Raw genomic sequence first — 20,895 nt, 5'->3', positions numbered from 1 at the left:
AACGGTCGGGTTCGGGGCCTGTGGGCAGTAGCCCTGGTCAGATCGTGACCGGGCCGCGGGCGGTGGCGAACTCTACCGAGACCAGGCCCGGTTCCTCGTCCTCGACCCAGGTGACGTCGATCTGGTCGAGGGGGTGGTCGGCCGGTTCGCCGAGGAACTCGGCGATGGAGGCGGCGTCGCCGGCGATGGAGACCCCGTGGATGGCGGTGGAGGTGCGCGGGTCGGCGCTGGGGCGTTCCTCGATGGGGACCAGCCACTGGAGGAAGTAGGGCAGTTGCGGGTCGTCCAGCAGTTCCAGCAGGCCGATCTGCTTCCACCTCAGGTCGAAGCCGTCGGGGCGGACACGGTGGCCCTCGGCCGAGGTGCGGCCGAGGCGGGCCTCGACCGGGGCGATGTCGTCGACGGAGACCACCCAACCGAGCCAGCCGCCGCCCTCGGCGGCGCGGCGCGCGACCGCCCGGCCGAAGGGTGCGCGGTCGGCGGCGGGATGGTCGAGTGTGGTGACGACCTCGACGTAAGTGCCGCCGCTCAGCGGGAGAATGAAATTGCGGGTGCCGAATCGCGGGTGCACGCCCCCGTCGACGAACCCGCCGCCGAGGGCCGATCCGATCCACTGGACGGTCGAGACGAAGCTCTCGCGGGCCACCGCATAGGACACGTGATCAAGTCGCACTGCGGCATCATCACCCGACAGCCCACACGAATCCCGACGCCACGCCCGCCGCCCCGGTCGAGTCCGCCGCGGATTCAGCCGTGGAGCGGATCGATCACCGCCATCCCGGCGGTAGAGGCCCGGTTGCGCCCAGGCAGCACTGTCGCCTCGTCGAGCGACGGGTCATGGGCAGGCCGGCGCTCGGGGGTTCATGTCCCGGCTCAACCCGCACCACCCTCCCGCTACATCCGGGCCGGCGGCCGTATGAGGAGGTCCATGCCCTGAAAGGTGCCGGGAACGAGCTCCAGCAGACAGCCGCAGCGGCCGATCGCCCGCCGGGCGTCCCCCCACCGCTCCAGTTCGACGACCTCGTCGAAGCGGTACTCGTGGTACCAGTCGTCCCGACACCGGACGAGCGAGTGCGGCGTGCGCACGATACGGTCCGCCGCACCGTCCCCGCGGCCGAGCCGGGCGCGCAGCGGGCGCCTGTGCACCTCGCCGTCCGGCGGGGGCACGTCCCACTGCTCACAGACCTGGGTGTGCCCCAGACGCCTGCCGTCCAGGCCGGTGAGGACCGGGAGCGTGCCGTGCGGGACGACGAGCACCGCGCCCGCCACGGCCCGTTCGACGGCCTCGCGTACGTCGGCGGCGGTGACCGCCTCCAGCGCCCGCACCATGGCGGGGCCGTCGAGGTACGAAATGCCGTACAGCTCGCAGTCCCCAACCCCTTCCAGTTCGAGGAACACCGACGGCCGTTCGACCAGCACCTTGCGGCACCAGGCGACCTCCGCCTCCACCTCCTCGGGACTCGGCGCCTGTCGAGCGAGCCGCACGGCCTCCCCCCACAAAGCGGCGGCCGCCCTCGCAGGTCGAGAGAACCGGTACGCCGTCTACCTGGGTGCGCTGCAAAGCGGCGACCCTATCGGGGCCCCACCGGCCGGTCCGGCGGGGGCGGGTTTCGGCCAGCGGTCGGCGTACCGCTCGACCGCGAGGTTCTCCTGGGTCCTGGGCGCCCGGAGCCCTCCCCTCAACGCCGCGGCGTCGCGCTGGGCGTGGACGGACTCGGGTGTGGAGTGGAGCTGCACCCGTCCGAGGTCCGCGCCGCTGGCGGTGCCCCCGCAGCGGGGTGGTCGGTGAGCCAGGGTGGTGAGTTCGGCACGGGGCCAGGAACCAGGCGATGACGACGGCCATACGGTCGGCGGCAATGGCCTTGCCGGACCGCTCCGCGTGAGAGGCAGGTGAGTCCTGGATGCATGCTCGGAGGAAGCATGGGCATTCGATTGCTCGGAGGTTGATAATCATGGTTCCCCTGCTTCTCGTTCTTCTGCTCGTTCTTGTTCTTGCCGGTGCCGGTTTCGCAATCAAGATCCTTTGGTGGGTTGCGATCGCGGTATTGGTGATCTGGCTGATCGGGTTCGTCGCCCGCCCCAAGAACAGCAGCGGCCGCTGGTACCGCTGGTAGCCGCACCAAACCGATGCGGCAGATCGGGGCCCGCCCTCACCGGAGGACGGGCCCCGAGCCATGTTCAGCTGTTCCCTTTCACCTGCACTGCGCGCGCCCGGTAATCGAGCCGGTACCGGGTAGATGCGCCTCAGCCGGGAGGGGTGCCGTGACGCAGTCGGGAACCGGTTGCCTCCACCGATCGGCCCCCTCCCGGTCCGTAAGGCGCACCGCGAACCGAAAGTAGTATTCAGGGGTGTTGTTTTCCCCTGGCGGGGCAACCGCTCCTTTACGAAGGCCCGAGACCGGGACCAGAAACAGCAGGCCGAAGGAGTTGCATTTCATGTCCGACAACATGTGGGGTTACGGCGAGTCCTCCGGACGTATGATCGGCGCCGATTTGGTCGGTTACAAGGTTGAGGCCAGCGACGGTTCCATCGGCACGGTCGACAAGCACTCCGACGATGTCGGCTCCTCCTACATCGTGGTCGACACCGGCCCGTGGATCTTCGGCAAGGAAGTCCTTCTCCCTGCCGGCACCATCGAGCGGATCGACGTCGAGTACGAGAAGGTCTACGTCAGCCGTACCAAGGAGCAGATCAAGAACGCTCCGGAGTTCGACAAGGACAAGCACCTCGCCGACCCGAGCTATCACGAGCAGTTGGGTACCTACTACGGCCCCGGCGCGCCCTACGACGGCCGGCCCGCCTGACCGTCCCCAGAGCGACGTGGGTGGGGGGGGGGCCGGCGCTATAGCGGGGGGGCGCCCCCCCAGGGGGGGGGGGGGGGCCGGGTGCGCGCCCACGCTGCGCCCCATGGCGTCCGTGCAGCGCCGGTCCCTGGACACGGACGAGGCGCTAGCCGACCGGGTGGCGGCCCTGGGGGAGGGGCTGCGCGACGTGGTCGCCTGCGGGGGGCAGGAGGCCGCGCGAGCCCGGATCGAGCCCCTTGTCGCCGCCCAGGAGCGGCTGGCGGGCACCCTCGCGCGCTGGGCGGCTCTGCGCACCCTGGCCCTGGGTACGGCGGGCCGGCTCCCGGTGGTCGCCCTGCTGGCCGCGACACCCTGGCTGCTCGGGCGGGGTGTCACCGCCGGCGCGCTGGCCGGGGGCCTCACGTACGTGGTGCAGGCCCTGCTGCCGGCCCTGAACTCCCTGATGACGGCGCTCGGTTCGGCAGGCACCCGGCTCCTGGTGGTGCTCGAACGCTTCTGTGAGCCGCCCCCATCCCTGTCCCCCACCCCGCCGGCGGCCCCACCGCCGCCCGGCGGCAGCCGCGACACGACCGAGGCGCGGCCGCCCGCCCGAGTCGGCCGGAGGGCCGCTGCCGCCGCCGAGCTCAGAGGAGTCACCTTCGCCTACGGACCGGGCGCCGTCCCCGTACTGGACGCCCTCGACCTGGTGGTGCGGCCGGGGGAGCACCTCGCCGTGGTCGGCCCGAGCGGCATCGGCAAGTCCACGCTCACCGCGCTGCTCGCCGGAATGCTGTCCCCCGACACGGGCACGGTCCTCGTCGCCGGTGCGGCGGCCCGCCGTGGCGCGGGGGCCGCGGGACCGGACCCGCGGCGGACCCTGCTTCCGCAGCAGGCCTACGTGTTCACCGGCACGGTGCGGGAGAACCTGACCCACTTCTGCCGCGGCCCCGCCGCCACCGCCGCCGAGGAGGCACGGGTACGGGGCGCGATCGCCGCCCTGGGGCTGGAGGCCCTGGTGGACCGGCTGGGCGGCCTGGACGCCGAGGTGTCCCCCCGGCTGCTGTCCCGGGGCGAGAGCCAGCACCTCGCCGTCGCCGCCGCCTACCTCTCGCCGGCCCCGCTGCTGCTGCTCGACGAGGCGACCTGCCACTTGGACCCGCGCACGGAGGAGCGTGCCGAAAGGGCCCTCGCGGATCGGCCCGGCACCCTCGTCGTCGTGGCCCACCGGGTCTCGTCAGCGGCCCGCGCCGACCGGGTCCTCGTCCTCGACGGGACCCGCGCCATGTGCGGGACGCATGCGGAGCTGCCGGCCCGCTCGCCCCTGTACCGCGATCTGGTGGGGACGTGGGACCGCGTCACGGACACGTGACGCGGCGGCCCGCAGGGTCGGCGCCCTCGTACCGGGTCAGCGTCCTCGTGCCGGGTCAACGCCCTCGTGCGGGGGCCGGGGCCCTGGTGCCGGGCCGGGGCCGTCCTCCCCGGCCGCGACCGTGCGCGGGAGTTCCCGCTGATCAGACCCAGCCCGCCCGCCGGGATATCCGGATCGCGTCGATGAGGTTGCGCGCACCGGTCTTGCGCGTCGCCGCCGCCATGTAGTTGCGTACCGTGCCGCTGGCCAGGTGCAGGGTACGGGCTATCTCGGCGATGGAATCGCCCTCCGCGGCCCGCGCCAGCACGCTCAGTTCCCGGGGGCTCAGGGGTACGGGATCGGCCTCCATGAAGGCCGAGGCCAGGGACGCGTCGATGAACCGTTCCCCCGCGGCGACCTTCCGCACCGCCCGTACGAGGCGCCCCGGCGAGCCGTCCTTGTCGACGTAGCCGCGGGCCTCGGCGCGGAAGGCGCGGTGCAGGGTGCCGGGTGCGCCGGTCGACGCGAGGACGAGTACCGGGGAGGGGGACGCGAGGACCTGGCGGTCCCCGCGCCCGTCGTCGTCCAGGACCGCGGTCGCACCCGGACAGTCGAGGTCGACGACCATCACGTCCGGTCGTAAATTCTCGGCCTCGCGCGAAGCGGCCCGCCAGCCCGCCGATGTGACTTCGAAAGGCCCTTCTGATCTCAGCAGGGCGGCCAGTGCGGATCTGACCAGGGTGACGCTGTGCAGGACGAGGACCTTCGTCATCGTGTGCTCTCCCGAGTAGACGAACCAACGGCACCTCGCGGGTGCCCCCGTACAGGGGTGATGGAACGTCACTCCGGGGGGCGTGCAGGGGCGTACGGGCAACTTGGCCGAGATCCTCCGAGGAACCCGCTCATCTTGGGCGGGTAACCCCCTTGAAGGACTGACCGGCCCGCCCTCACACCCCTCCTGCCGGCGTCAGACCTCGCCGCGCCAGGCACCCGTCGCGACCCCGCGCGACTCGATGAACAGCTTGAATCGCTTGAGGTCGCCGGCCACCTGCCGCTTGACGAAGCCGAGCTTGTCGGCCGCGGCCTCGGCCAGGCCGTCGGGCACCCAGTTCATGTGCAGGACGACCTTGGTGGTGCTGGCGTCGATCGGCTGGAAAGTGACGAGCCCCGCCTGGCGGGCCTCCCCGTCGACCGTCATCCACGCGACGCGCTGGTCCGGGAGCTGCTCGGTGATCTGCGCGTCGAACTCGCGCTGCACGCCGTTCACGTTCGTCACCCAGTGGGTGAGCGTGTCCGTGCGCTGGTCGATCCGTTCGACCCCCTCCATGAAGGCGGGGAAATCCTCGAACTGCGTCCACTGGTTGTAGGCCGTGCGAACGGGAACGTTGACCTCGACATACTCCTCGACGTGCGACATGCGCACCCCTTCCGTGGTGTCGGCAGCCCCGCACCCCCGAGGTGCGGGGTCGTCCGTCAGGACGTCCACGGGCGCGGCTACCCACCCCCGAGGGCCCCATGCGCGGGGGTAGGAGGGCGCGGCGCCGGGGTCAGCCTCCCGCGGGCCTGCCGGACTTCAGCCGGGCTGCCTCGACCTCGACCCAGACGGCCTTGCCGCGGTCGTGCGCGGCAGCGCCCCAGCGATCGGACAGGCGCTCCACGATGTACAGGCCGTGGCCGCCCGGAACGCCGCGCTGCGGGGCCGGGTGGCGGTGGGGCAGGACCGTCGTGGCGTCGTACACCTCCACGCGCAGGACATCGCCCGCGGTGAGCACCAGCTCCAGGCAGCCGCCCGCGTGCAGCGACGCGTTCGTCAGCAGCTCGGACACGAGAAGCAGGGTGTCATCGGCCGTCTCGGTCCCGTCCCAGCCCCAGTCCCGCAGGGCCTCGCGCGCGAAGTCGCGGCCCTTGGCCACCGGACCCCGGACGCCCGCCAGGGCGAGCCGGCGCCGCTGGCCCCGTACGGGAAGGCCGCTGCCCACTGGCTCGCCTGTTTCCGGACCGACGGTCTCCACTACGGCTTCTCGCCCCCCACGTCGACACTGATCTGTGCTCACGGGACCTGCCCGGCGCGAGCCGCGCTCGGTGTCCCGGATATTGCGTCCGTCCCCCGGCATCGCGGGGGCGTGCGAACGCGCCCGTGACAGTCTAGGGGACGGCCGGGCTCAGGGCGTCGCCATGTGAAGCCGCAGCGTGAAGCCGGTTTCCAGGGCGCGCACCTCGACCAGATCGCAGAGCTGGTGGATCATCCACAGCCCGCGCCCGCCCCTGGCCGACGCCAGGGAGGGACGTCGGCGCCCCGCCAGCGGATCGGCCAGCCGGCCGGCGTCGTGGATCTCGGCCACCACCCCGGTCCCGGCAACGGTCCACAGCCGCAAGGTGCCCTTGCCGCCCCCGTGCGAGAGGGAGTTGGCCGCCGCCTCGCTGACGGCCAGGACGAAGTCACCCCGCCGCGCCGGGGTCAGGGCTGTTCCGCGGGCCCAGCGCTCGGCATGCTCGCGCACCCCGGCGAGCTCCCCGTGGGAGTAGTCGATCCGGTGCGCGTCGCCCTCGTGCGCGGGCAGCGGCAGGTCGCAGTCCGCGCTGACGCGCGCGGCGTCCGTGTAGGCCGGACTCAGCACATCCTGGCCCCCCTCTATGAGGGTGGGGTGGGTGCGCCGGGCGTCCGCCACGACCGCGGGAGCCAGGCGCTCCACGTCGTACGGGCACAGGATGGTGGCCGGGCGTCCCGCGAAGGCCGTGTTGATGAGGGCCTCGTGGCGGGTGGCCTCCCGCACCTCGGCGGGGGAGCGGCCGGGCCAGATCGGCTCGCCGACGATCCGCGGCGCGCGGCCCGTGTGCCGGTCCGCGAAGTCCTGCAGGGCGGCGAGGATACGGCCGGGATTGCGGCCCAGATCCGTCATGTCCGTCCAGGTGACCTCCGACGCGCTCCCGCCGAGGTGCTCGCGCAGGGAGTCCAGGTGCGGGCCGGGGACCGCGACGAGGACCGGTTCGTCCGCGTCCAGAGCCGTGCGTACGAAACCGCCCACCCCGGCCAGGTACTCGTCGAGGTCCTGGTAGAAGAGGGCAGGGTGGACGAAGGCCCCGGGCCCGGCGGGCGCAGGAACAGTGATCATGCTGCGACCTCCAGCGCGGCGCATTCGTCCGGGAACATCTCCACTACCTTGCGCAGCGAGTATGGCGGGTCGTGGAGCAACAGACGACGCCCCTGCCCGTTGAGATCGGCCGCCGCCTGCACCAGTGCGGCGACCGCGGCCGGATCGAGGAAGAGGACGGCCGAGAGATCGAGGTGGACCACGGGGCCGGGGATCCCGGTCACTGTACCCAGTGCCGCCGACAGCACGTGCCGCGTGTCCAGGTCGCAGCTGCCGCTCAGGCGCGCGCCGGGCAGGTCCGGCAGCGGCATGACGGTCAGCGCCGTCGTGCCCGCCGCCCGCGTATCCGCGCACGGCGCGACGGCGTCCGCCCCCGCCCCGTCGGCCGGTCCCGGACGGGGGCCGACGGGGGAGGCGGAGCTGTCGGGTCGGTCGACGGACGCCATGCCGGGATCCTACTCGGCGAGCATGCCGGTGCGAAGCCGCGCCAGCGTCCGGGACAGGAGGCGGGAGACCTGCATCTGCGAGATGCCCAGTTCGGCGCCGATCTCCGCCTGGGTGCGGTCCTGGCCGAAGCGCATGCTCAGGATGAGCCGGTCGCGTTCGTCGAGCTTCTCCAGCAGGGGCGCGAGGGTGTGGAACTCCTCGAAGAGCTCCATGGCGGGATCGACGTCGCCGAGGCGCTCCGCAAGCGGCCGGGTCGTGCGGCTCGTCGTGGACGGGACGTCGCTCTCGGCGCCGGAGGTGTCCAGGGACCCGCTCGTGTAGCCGTTCGCGGCCACCAGGCCGTCGATGACCTCGTCCTCGGACAGCTCCAGGTGCTGGGCGACCTCCTTGACCGTCGGCGCCCTGCCCAGGACGTCGGTCAGGGCCTCCTGCGCCTTCGCCAGCTCGGTACGCAGCTCCTGCAGGCGGCGGGGGACGTGCACGGCCCAGGTGGTGTCGCGGAAGTAGCGCTTGATCTCGCCCGTGATGTAGGGGAGGGCGAGGGTGGAGAACTCCACCTCGCGTTCGAGGTCGTAGCGGTCGATGGCCTTGATCAGGCCGATGGTCCCCACCTGGATGATGTCGTCCATGTCGATGCCGCCGCCCTGCACGCGGGCCCGGAACCGGCGCGCGGCGAACTGCACGAGGGAGAGGTTCATCTCGATCAGTGTGTTGCGGGTGTACTGGTACTCCCGGGTGCCCTCCTCCAGGTCCCGCAGCCGCTGGAAGAAGACGCGCGACAGCTCGCGGGCGTCGGAGGGCGCCATCTCCCGGGGGTTGTCGACATGGAGCGGTGCCGCGTCCGGCATCGGCGATTCCGCGGTGCCCCGGCCGCTCGCCGGAACGCGCGCCTCGGTTGCACGGATGTGGCCTACTGCGGTGGCCGAGCGAGACATGCTGGCCGCTCCCTCCCGGTTGACTGACGGCTGGCGGGACGCGTCTGCCCCGGCTCCGCGGTTCTACACACTCCCGTGGCATGAATCTCTTCGCCGGTTTCCCCACCCGGGGCGTCACTCACCGGAGCGGGGACCAGGCATACTCCCTGTGGAGAACCTACAGGTGGCGATCCGGGGAGGCGGACATGACCGGAGCAAGGGACGCGTACCAGGACGGCGTGGTCGGGGACAGTTACCCGGCCGGGGCCGGCTGGGTGGTCGCGGCCCGCGGCGAGCTCGACCAGGACACCCTGGGCCCGTTGGAGCAGGCGCTGGTCGCCGCGGCCGACCGGCACCCGGTGGTGGTCCTGGACGCGGGCGCCATCACCTTCGGGGACTCCTCCTTCCTGAACCTGCTCCTGCGGCTGCACCAGCTGACCGTCCTGCGTATCGCCGCCCCCGGCGAGCAGCTGCGCCGGCTGTTCGCGCTGACCGGCGCCGACACCGTCCTCTCCCTGTACGGGAGCGTCGAGGACGCCGCGGGCGCCTGACGCCGCCGCGGGCCGCCGCCCGGTGCCCGGCGAGCCCCCGGCGGGTCCCGGCGCGGGCGAACCGGCCCGAGCGGCCCCCGGCGTGCTCGGCCGTGCCCTATCGTCCCTTGGCGGCATTAGCCTTCACCCGACCGGTGCACCGGCGAAGGACTACGGCACGGCGGGCGCTCCGGCGCGCTCTGGTGTCCGCGGTCGGTGCTGCCCCGGGTGTTCGAGCGGTTGGTAGCGAAAGTGAGGTTGTGTCATGGCCGAGCGGCCGGACACGGATGCTCTGAGCGGTGCGCCCGCGTCGCCGGGTGGGGCCGGGATCGGCGAGCCCGAACTGCGCCGGCTCCTGGCGGGGCTGACCGCCGTACGCGACGGGGACTTCCGCACCAGGCTGCCCGACGCGGCGGACGGGCTCCTCGGGGAGATCGCCACCGTGTTCAACGGGATGGTCAACCAGCTCTCGCTCTTCACCTCCGAGGTGACGCGCGTGGCCCGCGAGGTGGGTACCGAGGGGACGCTCGGCGGGCAGGCCGACGTACCCGGGGTCGGCGGCGCCTGGCTGGACCTCACGGATTCCGTCAACTTCATGGCCGGGAACCTCACGGCCCAGGTGCGCTCCATCGCCCAGGTCGCGACCGCGGTGGCCAGGGGCGACCTCTCGCAGAAGATCACCGTCACCGCTCGCGGGGAGATCCTGGAGCTGAAGGAGACCATCAACACGATGGTCGACCAGCTCTCCGCCTTCGCCGGGGAGGTCACGCGTGTGGCCCGCGAGGTCGGCACCGAGGGCCGGCTCGGCGGACAGGCGGACGTCAAGGGCGTCTCCGGTACGTGGAAGGACCTGACCGACAACGTCAATTCCATGGCCGACAACCTCACCGGCCAGGTCCGCAACATCGCCCTCGTCACGACGGCGGTCGCCAACGGTGATCTGTCGAAGAAGATCGACGTGGACGCCCGGGGCGAGATCCTGGAGTTGAAGACGACCATCAACACGATGGTCGACCAGCTGTCCGCGTTCGCCGCCGAGGTCACGCGCGTGGCCCGCGAGGTGGGCAGTGAGGGCCGGCTCGGCGGTCAGGCCGAGGTCGAGGGTGTCTCGGGGACCTGGAAGCGGCTGACGGAGAACGTCAACGAGCTCGCCGGCAACCTGACCCGGCAGGTCCGGGCCATCGCCGAGGTCGCCAGCGCGGTCGCCGAGGGCGACCTGACCCGCTCGATCACGGTCGACGCCTCCGGCGAGGTCGCGGAACTCAAGGACAACATCAACTCCATGGTCGGCTCGCTCCGCGAGACCACGCGCGCCAACCAGGAGCAGGACTGGCTCAAGTCCAACCTCGCGCAGATCTCCGGCCTGATGCAGGGCCACCGCGACCTCGCCGCCGTCGCCGAACTCGTCATGGACGAACTGACGCCGCTCGTGGCCGCCCAGTACGGCGCCTTCTACCTCGCCGAGGACGGACCCGGCGGGACCGTCCTTACGCTCGTCGGCTCCTACGGCCGTCCCGCGGGCGCCGAGGGCGGCACGGCGTTCGCCCTCGGCGAGTCCCTCGTCGGCCAGGCGGCCCGCAGCCGCCGGATCATCGCCACCGACCAGGTCCCCGGCAGCTACGTCATCTCCTCCGGTCTGGGACGTACCACCCCGGGCAGCCTGATCATCCTGCCGATCGTGGTGGACGACCAGGTCCTCGGCGTGATCGAACTCGCCGCCTTCACCGCCTTCACCGCCGTGCACCGGGACTTCCTCGCCCAGCTGATGGAGACCATCGGCGCGAACGTGAACACGATCGTCGCCAACGCCCGGACCGACGAGCTCCTCGGCGAGTCCCAGCGCCTCACCGGCGAACTCCAGGCCCGCTCGGAGGAACTCCAGGTCCAGCAGGAGGAACTCCAGCGCTCCAACGCGGAACTGGAGGAGAAGGCCGCCCTGCTCGCCAGCCAGAACAGCGACATCGAGGCCAAGAACCTGGAGATCGAGCAGGCCCGGCAGGAACTGGAGACCCGCGCCCAGCAGCTGTCGCTGGCCTCCACCTACAAGTCGGAGTTCCTGGCCAACATGAGCCACGAGCTGCGCACCCCGCTCAACAGCCTCCTCATCCTGGCCCAGTTGCTCGCCCAGAACCCCACCCGCAACCTCAGCCCCAAGCAGGTCGAGTACGCGGGCATCATCCACTCCGCCGGCTCCGACCTGCTCCAGCTCATCAACGACATCCTCGACCTGTCCAAGGTCGAGGCCGGGAAGATGGACATCAACCCGGAGCGGGTGCACCTGCCGCACCTGCTTGAGTACGTCGACGCCACCTTCCGGCCGATGACCACGCACAAGGGCCTCGACTTCACCCTCACCACCGCCCCCGACGCCCCGGCCGAACTGCTCACCGACGACGCGCGGTTGCGCCAGATCCTGCGCAACCTGCTCTCCAACGCCGTCAAATTCACCGAGCGCGGCGGCGTCGAGCTGCGCATCGAACCCGCGGCGGCCCCCGAGATCCCCGCCGGGGTCCCCCGGCGCGGGCCCGTAACGGCCTTCCGGGTCCGGGACACCGGCATCGGCATCCCCGAGCAACAGCTGGAGTCCGTCTTCGGCGCCTTCCAGCAGGCCGACGGCACCACCAGCCGCAAGTACGGCGGCACCGGACTCGGGCTCTCCATCAGCCGCGAGATCGCCCAGCTCCTGGGCGGGGCCGTCACCGCCGAGAGCGCCCCCGGCCGGGGCAGCACCTTCACGCTCTACCTGCCGGTCAGCCGCGCGGACTACGAGCAGGCGCCCCCCTGCGACCTCCCGCCGGCGCTCCCGACCGGCAGCGCGGCCGCAACGACCGGCGAGGGCCGTCCGCAGGCGCCCGCGATCCCGGCCCAGCGGCAGCCGCGGCGCCTGCTCGTGATCGAGGAACGGCCCAACGGCCTCCTCTCCCTCGTCGCCGAGAGCGCCCACCGGGACCTCGCCCCGGCCCCTGCGGGGGCCGGCGGCCGCGACTGCGTCCACGTGGTCAACGCCACCGGCGCGCGGGAGGCCGCCGCCGCCCTGGCCTCCGAATCCTTCCACTGCGTCGTCCTGGACCTGGACCTGCCCGACGGCGAGGCGCTCGGCTTCCTCGACGCACTCGACGGCGACCCGGCCCTCTCCTCGCTCCCCGTCCTCGCCCACGACAACCCCCGGCCGCGCACCGGCCGGGAACCCGCCCTGCGGGAGCGCGCCGCTGCCCGCCGCGTGGAACTGCTCTCCAGCCTGGACGAGCTGCGGGAGCGGATCGCGCTCCACCTGTCCGCCGAGCAGCCGGGGGAGGCGCTGCCCCTGGTGCACGGCGACACCCGGCGCGGTCAGCCGGCCCCCGTACGCGAAGGCGACCTGGCCGGACGCACCGTCCTCGTCGTGGACGACGACGCACGCAACCTCTTCGCCCTCAGCGGCATCCTGGAACTGCACGGCCTGCGCGTGCTCCACGCCGAGGACGGCCGCAAGGGCATCGACGCGCTCACCGGAGACGCGGGCGTCGACATCGTCCTGATGGACGTGATGATGCCCGAGCTGGACGGCTACGCGGCCACCGCGGAGATCCGGCGGATGCCCGAGTACGAGGACCTGCCCATCATCGCGGTCACCGCCAAGGCGATGCCCGGTGACCGGGAGAAGAGCCTCGCCGCGGGCGCCAGCGACTACGTCACCAAGCCGGTGGACGCCGACGACCTCATCGCCCGCGTCCGCCACTGGCTCACCCGATGACCGCGCACACGCGACGGCACGACGGCGCGTCCCCGCAGGGCGCGCCGACCGGCGGCCAGCCGGGCGCGAGCACCGTCCCGCACCAGTCGCCGACCCCACTGGGGCGCCTCGTGGCCACCGTCGAACGGCTGCGCCGGGAGGTGCTGGAGGCGCAGGCGGCCGCCGACGGCCGGGCCCTGATCGAGCTGGCCAAGGGCATCCTGATCGGGCAGTTGAACTGCACCCCGGCCGCCGCGGCACACCAGCTCGACGTGCTGTGCCGGGAGGGCGGGATGTCCCCGCTCGAACTCGCCGCCGACATCGTCAACCAGGCGTCCCGCGACCACGTCAGCGAGGTCGCCGCCGAGTTCGTCCGGCGCACCGGTACGGAGGCGGGTCCGGACGGGCCCGACACCGGGGCTCCGGCCGAGCGGTACTCCGCGGTGTCGGTGCGGCTGCGTACCGCCGAGAGCGGCATGCTGGCGGCGGCCGCCGACACCCAGGCGGTGGCCGAGTCCCTGCTGACGAACGCCCTGGGCCCCCTCGGCGCGACCGCCGTGGCCGTGTGGACCGCGGTGCCCGACGGCTCGCTGACCCTCGCCGGCCACGCCGGATTCGCGCCCGGGGAGGCCGCCCGCTGGCGCCACGTACCGCCCGGCGTCTCCACCGTCGCCCGCCTCGCCCTGCGGGAGCGCCGACTGGTCACCCTCGCCCGCCTGAAAGCCGAGGGCATGCCCTCGATCGGCCACCTCCAGTGGCCCGGCGGCGGACGGATGGCCGCACCGACGGGAACGGGCGGACGGATCCACGGCGTCCTCGAAATCTGCTGGCCGCAGCCCCTCGCGCCGCAGCCCCCGCAGATCGAGCGCCAGGTCGAGGCCCTCGCCGAGCTGTGCGCCCACACCATGGACACCGCGCCCCCGCGCGACCACACGATCGGTGACGCGGTGCTCCCGGACGTGGCGGAGCTCATCGACCTCGCCGAAGGACTCCAGGACCCCGCCGTGGTGCTCACGCCGGTCCTCGACTCCGAGGGCCGCCTCAGCGACTTCCGCATCCGCCACGCCGGCAGCCGGTTCGTCGACCCCGTGGGCCGGCCGCGCGGTGACGTGAGCGGCGCGCTGCTGCTGGAGGCCTACCCGATGGCCGCCGGCGAGAGCGGCCTGTTCGACATCATCGAGCGCGTGCACGCGACGGGCGAGCCGTTCAGGGCCGAGCGCATGAGCCTGACCGCGTTGGTCGACCAGATCCCCCTCACCTCGGTCGCGGACATCAGCGTCAGCCGCCACGGCGCCGCCGTCCTGCTGATCTGGCGCATCGAGGACGAGACGGCCCGGCTGGCCAACCTCCTCCAGCACGCCCAACGCCTGGGCCGGATCGGCGGGTTCGAGGAGAACCTCACCACCGGGGAGACCACCTGGAACGCCCAGCTCTACGCCCTGCACGGGCTCCCGCCCACCGCGCCCCCGGTACGGCTGCGGGATCTGCCCGGCTACGCCCACCCCGACGACTCCGCCGCACTCGGCCGCTTCCTGCGGGCGGTGCTCCGCCACCGCCGGCCCGCCTCCGTCAACCTCCGTCTCCAGAGGCCCGACGGCATCACCCGCCACATCCGGGTCGTCGCCGAGCCCGTCCTCGACGCCGACCAGCGGCTGCACACCGTACGGGGCGCCTACCAGGACATCTCCGCCCAGCACTGGACCGAGGTCGCGCTGGCCGCGACCAGGGACCAGCTCGCCCACACCGAGGCCGAGTCCGCCGAACGCAACCGGCTCGCCCTCCAGCTCCAGCACGCCATCATGCCTCCGACCCCGCCGGCGATCGAGGCCCCCGGACTGCGGGTCGCCGTACGCTACCGGCCGGCGGAGACCGAGTCGCTCGTCGGCGGCGACTGGTACGACACGGTGGTCCTGCCCTCCGGACTGATCCTGCTGTCCGTGGGCGATGTCGCCGGTCACGGCATCGAGGCGGCCACAGGGATGGTCGTCCTGCGCAACGCGCTGCGCGGCCTCGCCGTCACGGGCGCGGGCCCCGCCCAGTTGCTGTCCTGGCTCAACACGGTCACCCACCATCTGGCCAAGCACCTCACCGCCACCGCCGTCTGCGGACTGTTCGACCCGCGCACCCGGGTGATGCGCTGGGCGCGCGCCGGCCACCTGCCGCCCGTACTCGTCCGCGGAGGCGGGGCCGAGGTCTTCCCGCTCATCGAGGGCCTGCTCCTCGGAGCCCTGCCCGACATCACCTACACCGAGCGGGAGGTGCAGCTCGAACCGGACGACACCTTGCTGATGTTCACGGACGGGCTGGTGGAACGGCGCGACTCCTCCGTCCAGGACTCGCTCGGCCACCTCGTGGCCGCGGCGGCCGCCGGAACCGGGGACCTGGACGGGCGCCTGGACCGCCTCCTCGCCGACAGCCGCTCCGACACGGACGACGACACGTGTGTGATCGGCATCCAGGTCGGCTGAGGTCCCGCCCCGCGCGCCGCGCGACCCGGGCGGCCGCCGGCGCACGAACCGGCCGGCTCAGACGTAGGTGACCGACACCCGCTCGAAGCCGAGGGACCGCAGCAGGCCCTCCAGCATCAGGGTGGTGTTCCGTTCGGCGCGCTCGGTGAGCCCGCTCTCCCGGGCGGCCCCGCCGATCCGCTCCACCGCGAGCTTCTGCACGGCCTGTTCGCCCGCCGGGTTGCCCGAGAACAGGTCGCCGAGCCGGTCCAGCAGACCGCGCTGCTTGGAGACGGCGTACGAGCGCCCCGGATCGAGCGCGGGCGCGCCGAGGGTCGCGCGGGGGAGCCGCAGGACCGCCTCGGTGCGGTCCGCGTCGACCGTCACGGCCCGCTCGTCGAGCCCGCCCAGCTCCACGTACGCGGAGACCGTGCCCGCGCCCACGTACAGGGTGCGGGTGCCGCGGACCGCGTCCGGGAGGAAGGGGGCGTCGTGCTCCAGGTCCACGACGACCTGGTAGTCGCCCGCGGCGCCCTCGAACCGGCTCATGTCGCGCAGGGACTTCAGTACGGCCGGTCCGGTCCGGTCGTGGGTGCGGGTACCGAAGAGGCCGTCCAGGCCGGGCACCGTGAGGAAGCGGCCGGCGAGCACGAGCAGCGCGGCCACGACCACCAGGGCGGCACCGGCCCGGGCCGCCGTCCGCCACCTCCGCCGCGGCGCGCCGGCGCGACCGGCCGGCGCGGTGTCGTTCGCGTGGGTCTCCATGGACAGCGGATGCCCCGTCAGGACACGCTCATCCACGGCCACTCGAACCCTGCGCCGACGGGAGGGGCGTGGACCCGCCGACCCGGGGTATGCGCACGGCCGGAACCCGACGGGTGTGTGAGAAGGAGCGACTCATGGACGAACGAAAGTCCACCGCCGTACCGCGGAGCCCGGCGGCATCCGGCGGATCCGCTCCGCGGACCGCGGTGGAGAGCGGTGGGCGGGCCGAGACCCCTCTGGGGCGCCCGCCTGCGCACCCCGCGCTGCGGGCGGCCGCGGTGCTGGTCGCCTTCGTGGGGACGGTCTTCTTCAGCATCGCCCTGGCGCGCGTCACCCTGGAGCCGTCCGCGGCCTCCGTCGACCTCGTGCACAGCAATGTCCGCCCCGGCGCGTCGATCGACGCCTACCTCGGCGGGGCGTCCGTCAAGGACGCCGTCAAGCAGCTCGGCGGGAACCTCCTGCTGGGTGTCCCGTTCGGCATCCTGCTGCCCGTGCTGTTGCCGCAGACGCGGGGGCTGTTCCGGGTGGCCGTGCCGACCGCCCTCGTGATGACGCTCGTCGAGCTGATCCAGGGCGCGCTCGTCGCGGGGCGGGCCTTCGACGTGGACGACGTCATCCTCAACACCGTCGGTGCGCTGATCGGCTACCTGCTGCTCGGGCGCCGCATGAGCCGTGCGGTCCACCCCAGGCGCCACCACTGGTGGCACCGCTGGACCCGTCGCCCCGCCCGTACGGCGCCGGCGGAGGCCACTGCCCCGGCCGTTGCCGAGCGCGCAGGGAGCCGGCACCCGGCGGCGGACTGACGGCCGGCCTCCGGAGGGGGTGTCCGAGAGCGGTAACAGCTGTTACCGTGTCTGCTATGGCCAAGACACAGCTGGGCGCACGGGTGGACCAGGACGTCGCCGACCTCGCCAAGAAGCGGGCCGCCGACCTCGGGCTGAGCATCGGGGACTATCTCGCACGCCTCGTCCAGGACGACGCCAGCGGACTGCGCTCCCGCGCGGTGGAGGCCGCCACGCGCTTCCTCTCCGAGCACCAGGACGTCTTCGACGAGGCCGAGGACGCGCGGCGGACCCGCCCGGGATCGCGCGCCGCATGATGGAGCTGCACATCGACGTCCCCTGGATCCTGCAGGTCGCCGAGGCGGCCGGGGCCGACGACCCGGCCCCCGACGACTACGGCGTCCCCGTGTCGGCGGTCGCCCGCCACCGCGCCGAGCTCTTCGAACAGCCCCTCTACGACGGCCCGTACGCCAAGGCGGCCGCCCTGGTCCACACGCTTGGCCGGTGCCACTGGCTGGAGCGCTCCAACCTCGCCGTCGCCGCCGCGACCGGGGTCATGTACCTGGAAGCCGCCGGGATCGCGGTCAAACCCACGCGCGACGACGCCATCGCCCTGCGGGACCTGCTCCTCGCCCCGGCCTGCACCGCCGCGCAGATCGCCGCCCTGCTGCGCTCCTGGCCCACCGTCAGCTGACACGGCGTCCGGCGCCGCTCGCCCGTGCACCGGCCGTCCGTGCACCGGCCGTCAGGCCGCCGGCAGTTCCCGCGCCGGCAGCCGGTCGGCGCGCACCGCGTCGACCAGGGCCTGGTGGTCGCGTTCGTTCTGGTCGGCGTAGGCCTCGGCGAAGGTGACGAGCGCCCGGTCGAAGGCCTCGCCGCGGCCCAGGTAGGCGGCGATCGCGATCCGGTCGCCCGAGCGAGCGTGCGCCCGGGCGAGGGTGAGCCCGCACACCTCGCCGAAGGCCCGCAACTGGTCGGGCGACATCGTCTCCGGCATGGCGATGCCCTTCCAGTCGCGCAACTGGCGGATGTAGAAGTCTCGCTGCTTGCCGTCGATCCCGTCCACCCGCTCCCAGCCGAGGAAGATGTCGCTCGCCGCCTGCATCAGCCGCTGCCCCGAGACCACGCGCTCGCCCTGGTTGCGGTACCGGCTCGCGCCGAGGTGCTCCGCGAGCACGGAGGTGTCGGCCTCCTTGGCCTGCAGGAAGAGGGGGTCCTGGCCGTCGCGGCCCAGCAGGAGCAGGATCCAGCAGCGGGTGCCGACGCTGCCCACACCGACCACCTTGCGGGCCATGTCGGCCATCCGGTAGTCCTCCAGGAGCGCCCGGCGGTCACTGCCCATCGTGCGGCCGTAGCGTTCCAGCAGGTGGCGGAACCGGTCTTCGAGCGCGCTGCCCTCGACGTCCGGCAGCAGATCCGCGACCGGCACCAGCAGCGGTGGGTCCGCCGCGATACGAGGCCGCCCGTCGACCAGCTCCGTGAGCCTGCCGAAGACCTGCAGGGTGTCACGCGTACGGGCCTTCGCCATGGCGCGGGCCAGCTTCTTGCGTCCACCCTTGTCCAACTGCTCCGCGGCGAGGGCCTTCAGCCGATCCGAGTCGATCCTCGCGTACCAGACGGCGAGGTTGCCCATGCCCGCGAAGCCGCGCATCGCCTCGCGGTAGGAACGCACGGCGGCGCTCACAACGCCCGCCCGCTCGGCGTCGTCGAAGCCGTTCGCCCGGCCGGCAATGACGAAACTCGCCGCCAGCCGCTTGACGTCCCACTCCCAGGGACCGGGCAGCGTCTCGTCGAAGTCGTTGATGTCGAACATCAGCGACCGCTCCGGGGAGGCCAGCAGCCGGAAGTTCAGCAGGTGCGCGTCCCCGCACAGCTGGGCCGTGATACCCGAGTCGGGGCTGTTGGCCAGGTCCGAGGCCATGACCGCGGCCGCCCCCCGGTAGAACCGGAAGGGCGACTCGGACATCCTGCTGTAGCGGATCGGCACGAGCTCGGGCACCCGGGCCGCGGACTGCGCCTCCAGGATCGCCAGCGGGTCCGGCCGGTCCGGGGACGGGCGGTACACGGCGTGCCCGGACCGCGGCGAACGGCGCCGGGCCTCCTTGCCCTGGGCCGCGCGCTGTCCGGGTGTGCTGCCGGGCACCGCCCGCATCGCGGTGGTCGCGCTCTGGGACATGTGCGCTCCTGTCCGGACCTGATCGGGGAGGAAGCGGGCCCGTGCCCACCGGCTCGCCTCCGCTTCAACCGTAGGACCTCACCGGACACCTCGCACGGGGGCGGGAGGGATCCGACGTGCGGCGGGCTGAGCCGCGGCGCAGTCTTGAGGCAGCACAGAAGGGAGCAGCACCGGTGGCCGAAACCCCTGCCTCGAAGCCCGGGTCCCGTTCCACGCGCGGTGTGTTGGTCCCCCTCGCCCTGGCCCAGTTCATCTGCAGCTTCGCCGGTTCGAACATGAACGTGATGATCAACGACATCAGCGAGGACCTCGACACGACCGTGCAGGGAGTGCAGATCGCGATCACGATCTTCCTCCTGGTCATGGCCGCGCTGATGATCCCCGGCGGCAAGCTGACCGAACGCTACGGACGCAAGCAGTGCTTCCTGGCCGGTCTGGCCGTGTACGGCATCGGCGCCCTGCTGAGCGCCGCCGCGCCGGGCCTGGGCGTCCTCATCCTCGGCAACTCGATCCTCGAAGGAATCGGCGTAGCGCTCCTCATCCCGCCCGTGTACATCCTCACGACGCTGCTCTTCACGGAGACGACCTCACGGGCCCGCGCCTTCGGCGCCGTCATGGCGCTGGGAGGCATCGGCGCGGCCGCCGGGCCGCTGATCGGCGGGCTCATCACCTCCGCCGTCAGCTGGCGGGCCGCCTTCGTGTTCCAGGCCCTGGTGATCGCTCTGATCATCATGCTGAGCCGTCGGATCAAGGACCCCCTGCCGCCGGATCCCACGCGCCCCTTCGACACCGGTGGGGCGGTCCTCTCCGCAGTCGGGCTCATCCTGCTGGTCATGGGGATCCTGGCGGCCGACGACAACCTCTGGCTCATGGTCGCCCTGATCGTGCTCGGCGCGCTGGTGCTGCTGTGGTTCTTCCTGTCGGTACGGGCCAAGGAGCGGGCCGGCAAGGAGCCGCTCCTGTCGAGCGGCCTGTTCCGCAACCGCACCTCCAATCTGGGTCTGGTCACGCAGAACGTGCAGTGGACGGTGCTCATGGGGACGTCCTTCGTCGTCGCGGCCTATCTCCAGGTCGTGCGCGGATACGACGCGATCCAGACCGGCGTGGTCTTCACGGCGGCCACGCTCGGCCTCCTGGTGTCCTCGCTGGGCGCCGCACGCCTGGCGAAGCGGCGCGCGCAGCGCACCCTCATCATGGCGGGCTTCGTGCTGGCGATCGCCGGGGTCGTCGTCCTGCTGGCCATGGTGAGCGGCTCTCCGAACGCCTGGGCCTTCGCGCCCGGCCTGCTGCTGATCGGCCTCGGGCTCGGCGTCATGCTGACGCCGTCGGTCAACGTCGTGCAGTCGAGCTTCCCCGAGGCGCAGCAGGGCGAGATCTCGGGGCTGTCGCGCAGTGTGTCCAACCTCGGCTCGTCACTGGGCACCGCCGTCGCCGGCACCATCCTCGTCGCCGGACTCACCACCCGGGCCTACGCCGCCGCGATGATCACACTGGCCGTCCTGGCGCTCATCGGGCTCGCCGCCGCGGTGTTCCTCCCCCGGGACGGGGAGTCGAGCACCCTTCCCTAGCTTGTCGACGCCGCTGATGGGAGACATCCGTGAAGGACCTGAAGTTCGAGCAGAAGAGTTCCCTGTCCCGCCGTGAGGCCGCTGATCAGCTCTCCGCACTCGCCGAGGCGCTGAGGCAGGGCGGCGACGGCGAACTGCGGTTCGGCTCCGGGACGCTGAGCCTGCAGATCCCGGACGAACTCCGCACCGAGATCGAGGTCGAGGTCGGCGACGGGCAGATCGAGTTGGAGATCGAACTCAAGTGGTCCACCAACCGGACCGAGGACGCGCCGGCACCGGCGAAGCGGCCGGCGCGCAGGAGCAAGGGCTCCGCGACCCGTACGCCCTGAC

Annotated in this window: 21 protein-coding genes; 11 read left to right on the top strand and 10 right to left on the bottom strand. The window is 72.6% G+C overall.

The window, feature by feature from the left end; genetic code table 11:
* Positions 1-37: 37 nt before the first annotated feature.
* Both ACFWUQ_RS24635 and ACFWUQ_RS24630 read right to left on the bottom strand, forming a co-directional pair.
* Positions 38-673, bottom strand: a complete 636-nt coding sequence (locus ACFWUQ_RS24635) for a VOC family protein (RefSeq protein ID WP_384541835.1) — start codon at positions 671-673, stop codon at positions 38-40.
* A gap of 221 nt (positions 674-894) precedes the next feature.
* On the bottom strand, positions 895-1,485 hold the full coding sequence (locus tag ACFWUQ_RS24630) for a hypothetical protein (protein ID WP_384541833.1): 591 nt from the start codon (positions 1,483-1,485) through the stop codon (positions 895-897).
* A gap of 467 nt (positions 1,486-1,952) precedes the next feature.
* Here ACFWUQ_RS24630 and ACFWUQ_RS24625 point away from each other — a divergent pair, with 467 nt between their 5' ends.
* The 3 genes from ACFWUQ_RS24625 to ACFWUQ_RS24615 all read left to right on the top strand — a co-directional run bounded on the left by ACFWUQ_RS24625 (position 1,953) and on the right by ACFWUQ_RS24615 (position 4,153).
* Entirely contained in the window at positions 1,953-2,114 is a 162-nt protein-coding gene (locus ACFWUQ_RS24625; RefSeq protein WP_384541830.1) for a hydrophobic protein, read from the top strand.
* Positions 2,115-2,436: 322 nt separating this feature from the next.
* The gene (locus tag ACFWUQ_RS24620) at positions 2,437-2,805 is read left to right on the top strand and encodes a PRC-barrel domain-containing protein (RefSeq protein ID WP_384541828.1); all 369 of its coding nucleotides are present in this window, start codon (positions 2,437-2,439) and stop codon (positions 2,803-2,805) included.
* Positions 2,806-2,908: 103 nt separating this feature from the next.
* On the top strand, positions 2,909-4,153 hold the full coding sequence (locus ACFWUQ_RS24615) for an ATP-binding cassette domain-containing protein (RefSeq protein ID WP_384541825.1): 1,245 nt from the start codon (positions 2,909-2,911) through the stop codon (positions 4,151-4,153).
* Positions 4,154-4,295: 142 nt separating this feature from the next.
* Here the strand turns inward: ACFWUQ_RS24615 and ACFWUQ_RS24610 are convergent, their stop codons facing one another.
* The 6 genes from ACFWUQ_RS24610 to ACFWUQ_RS24585 form a co-directional block, all read right to left on the bottom strand.
* The gene (locus tag ACFWUQ_RS24610) at positions 4,296-4,904 is read right to left on the bottom strand and encodes a response regulator transcription factor (protein WP_384541822.1); all 609 of its coding nucleotides are present in this window, start codon (positions 4,902-4,904) and stop codon (positions 4,296-4,298) included.
* A gap of 195 nt (positions 4,905-5,099) precedes the next feature.
* Positions 5,100-5,549: an SRPBCC family protein gene (locus ACFWUQ_RS24605; RefSeq protein ID WP_384541819.1), complete on the bottom strand. Its 450-nt coding sequence runs from the start codon at positions 5,547-5,549 to the stop codon at positions 5,100-5,102.
* Between the two features lie 130 nt (positions 5,550-5,679).
* Positions 5,680-6,111, bottom strand: coding sequence for an ATP-binding protein (locus tag ACFWUQ_RS24600; RefSeq protein WP_384541817.1), 432 nt, complete (start codon positions 6,109-6,111; stop codon positions 5,680-5,682).
* Positions 6,112-6,294: 183 nt separating this feature from the next.
* Positions 6,295-7,245, bottom strand: a complete 951-nt coding sequence (locus ACFWUQ_RS24595; protein ID WP_384541814.1) for an anti-sigma factor RsbA family regulatory protein — start codon at positions 7,243-7,245, stop codon at positions 6,295-6,297.
* Positions 7,242-7,670: an STAS domain-containing protein gene (locus tag ACFWUQ_RS24590; RefSeq protein ID WP_384541811.1), complete on the bottom strand. Its 429-nt coding sequence runs from the start codon at positions 7,668-7,670 to the stop codon at positions 7,242-7,244. Before ACFWUQ_RS24590 ends, ACFWUQ_RS24595 begins: the two co-directional genes overlap by 4 nt.
* Before the next feature lie 9 nt (positions 7,671-7,679).
* Positions 7,680-8,519 (bottom strand): SigB/SigF/SigG family RNA polymerase sigma factor, encoded by an 840-nt coding sequence (locus ACFWUQ_RS24585; RefSeq protein WP_384541809.1) that lies wholly within the window; start codon positions 8,517-8,519, stop codon positions 7,680-7,682.
* A 272-nt stretch (positions 8,520-8,791) separates the two neighbouring features.
* Between ACFWUQ_RS24585 and ACFWUQ_RS24580 the strand changes: the two genes are divergently transcribed.
* From ACFWUQ_RS24580 to ACFWUQ_RS24570, 3 genes are all read left to right on the top strand, one after another.
* Positions 8,792-9,136 carry an STAS domain-containing protein gene (locus ACFWUQ_RS24580; protein WP_384541806.1) on the top strand — a complete coding sequence of 115 codons (345 nt, stop codon included), beginning with the start codon at positions 8,792-8,794 and terminating at the stop codon, positions 9,134-9,136.
* A gap of 244 nt (positions 9,137-9,380) precedes the next feature.
* Positions 9,381-12,848, top strand: a complete 3,468-nt coding sequence (locus tag ACFWUQ_RS24575) for a HAMP domain-containing protein (protein ID WP_384541803.1) — start codon at positions 9,381-9,383, stop codon at positions 12,846-12,848.
* Positions 12,845-15,295, top strand: coding sequence for a SpoIIE family protein phosphatase (locus ACFWUQ_RS24570; RefSeq protein WP_384541800.1), 2,451 nt, complete (start codon positions 12,845-12,847; stop codon positions 15,293-15,295). Before ACFWUQ_RS24575 ends, ACFWUQ_RS24570 begins: the two co-directional genes overlap by 4 nt.
* 57 nt (positions 15,296-15,352) lie before the next feature.
* Here the strand turns inward: ACFWUQ_RS24570 and ACFWUQ_RS24565 are convergent, their stop codons facing one another.
* Positions 15,353-16,039, bottom strand: coding sequence for a DUF4230 domain-containing protein (locus tag ACFWUQ_RS24565; protein ID WP_384541855.1), 687 nt, complete (start codon positions 16,037-16,039; stop codon positions 15,353-15,355).
* A 134-nt stretch (positions 16,040-16,173) separates the two neighbouring features.
* Here ACFWUQ_RS24565 and ACFWUQ_RS24560 point away from each other — a divergent pair, with 134 nt between their 5' ends.
* Genes ACFWUQ_RS24560 through ACFWUQ_RS24550 form a run of 3 tightly spaced genes read left to right on the top strand, consistent with a single transcriptional unit; the run spans position 16,174 to position 17,515 of the window.
* Positions 16,174-16,842, top strand: a complete 669-nt coding sequence (locus ACFWUQ_RS24560; protein WP_384541798.1) for a VanZ family protein — start codon at positions 16,174-16,176, stop codon at positions 16,840-16,842.
* A 56-nt stretch (positions 16,843-16,898) separates the two neighbouring features.
* Positions 16,899-17,138 (top strand): hypothetical protein, encoded by a 240-nt coding sequence (locus ACFWUQ_RS24555; RefSeq protein WP_384541795.1) that lies wholly within the window; start codon positions 16,899-16,901, stop codon positions 17,136-17,138.
* A complete protein-coding gene (locus ACFWUQ_RS24550; protein WP_384541852.1) occupies positions 17,138-17,515 on the top strand; it encodes a fic family toxin-antitoxin system, toxin component in 378 nt (125 codons plus the stop codon). Before ACFWUQ_RS24555 ends, ACFWUQ_RS24550 begins: the two co-directional genes overlap by 1 nt.
* 51 nt (positions 17,516-17,566) lie before the next feature.
* Here the strand turns inward: ACFWUQ_RS24550 and ACFWUQ_RS24545 are convergent, their stop codons facing one another.
* Complete coding sequence (locus tag ACFWUQ_RS24545) at positions 17,567-18,997, bottom strand: DUF2252 domain-containing protein (RefSeq protein ID WP_384541792.1); 1,431 nt, start codon at positions 18,995-18,997, stop codon at positions 17,567-17,569.
* A 173-nt stretch (positions 18,998-19,170) separates the two neighbouring features.
* Here ACFWUQ_RS24545 and ACFWUQ_RS24540 point away from each other — a divergent pair, with 173 nt between their 5' ends.
* Positions 19,171-20,565, top strand: a complete 1,395-nt coding sequence (locus ACFWUQ_RS24540) for an MFS transporter (protein ID WP_384541790.1) — start codon at positions 19,171-19,173, stop codon at positions 20,563-20,565.
* A gap of 29 nt (positions 20,566-20,594) precedes the next feature.
* Complete coding sequence (locus ACFWUQ_RS24535) at positions 20,595-20,894, top strand: amphi-Trp domain-containing protein (RefSeq protein WP_384541787.1); 300 nt, start codon at positions 20,595-20,597, stop codon at positions 20,892-20,894.
* Position 20,895: the final 1 nt, after the last annotated feature.

This window comes from Streptomyces sp. NPDC058662 (assembly GCF_042716255.1).
Taxonomy (GTDB): domain Bacteria; phylum Actinomycetota; class Actinomycetes; order Streptomycetales; family Streptomycetaceae; genus Streptomyces.
This window is presented reverse-complemented; position numbering and strand designations above follow the sequence as displayed.

Coding starts and splice junctions, on each gene's coding strand:
- ACFWUQ_RS24615 (WP_384541825.1), top strand. CDS start 2,909: ATGGCGTCCGTGCAGCGCCGGTCCCTGGACACGGACGAGGCGCTAGCC.
- ACFWUQ_RS24575 (WP_384541803.1), top strand. CDS start 9,381: ATGGCCGAGCGGCCGGACACGGATGCTCTGAGCGGTGCGCCCGCGTCG.
- ACFWUQ_RS24620 (WP_384541828.1), top strand. CDS start 2,437: ATGTCCGACAACATGTGGGGTTACGGCGAGTCCTCCGGACGTATGATC.
- ACFWUQ_RS24545 (WP_384541792.1), bottom strand. CDS start 18,997: ATGTCCCAGAGCGCGACCACCGCGATGCGGGCGGTGCCCGGCAGCACA.
- ACFWUQ_RS24560 (WP_384541798.1), top strand. CDS start 16,174: ATGGACGAACGAAAGTCCACCGCCGTACCGCGGAGCCCGGCGGCATCC.
- ACFWUQ_RS24595 (WP_384541814.1), bottom strand. CDS start 7,245: ATGATCACTGTTCCTGCGCCCGCCGGGCCCGGGGCCTTCGTCCACCCT.
- ACFWUQ_RS24605 (WP_384541819.1), bottom strand. CDS start 5,549: ATGTCGCACGTCGAGGAGTATGTCGAGGTCAACGTTCCCGTTCGCACG.
- ACFWUQ_RS24570 (WP_384541800.1), top strand. CDS start 12,845: ATGACCGCGCACACGCGACGGCACGACGGCGCGTCCCCGCAGGGCGCG.
- ACFWUQ_RS24555 (WP_384541795.1), top strand. CDS start 16,899: ATGGCCAAGACACAGCTGGGCGCACGGGTGGACCAGGACGTCGCCGAC.
- ACFWUQ_RS24585 (WP_384541809.1), bottom strand. CDS start 8,519: ATGCCGGACGCGGCACCGCTCCATGTCGACAACCCCCGGGAGATGGCG.
- ACFWUQ_RS24580 (WP_384541806.1), top strand. CDS start 8,792: ATGACCGGAGCAAGGGACGCGTACCAGGACGGCGTGGTCGGGGACAGT.
- ACFWUQ_RS24565 (WP_384541855.1), bottom strand. CDS start 16,039: ATGGAGACCCACGCGAACGACACCGCGCCGGCCGGTCGCGCCGGCGCG.
- ACFWUQ_RS24550 (WP_384541852.1), top strand. CDS start 17,138: ATGGAGCTGCACATCGACGTCCCCTGGATCCTGCAGGTCGCCGAGGCG.
- ACFWUQ_RS24610 (WP_384541822.1), bottom strand. CDS start 4,904: ATGACGAAGGTCCTCGTCCTGCACAGCGTCACCCTGGTCAGATCCGCA.
- ACFWUQ_RS24590 (WP_384541811.1), bottom strand. CDS start 7,670: ATGGCGTCCGTCGACCGACCCGACAGCTCCGCCTCCCCCGTCGGCCCC.
- ACFWUQ_RS24625 (WP_384541830.1), top strand. CDS start 1,953: ATGGTTCCCCTGCTTCTCGTTCTTCTGCTCGTTCTTGTTCTTGCCGGT.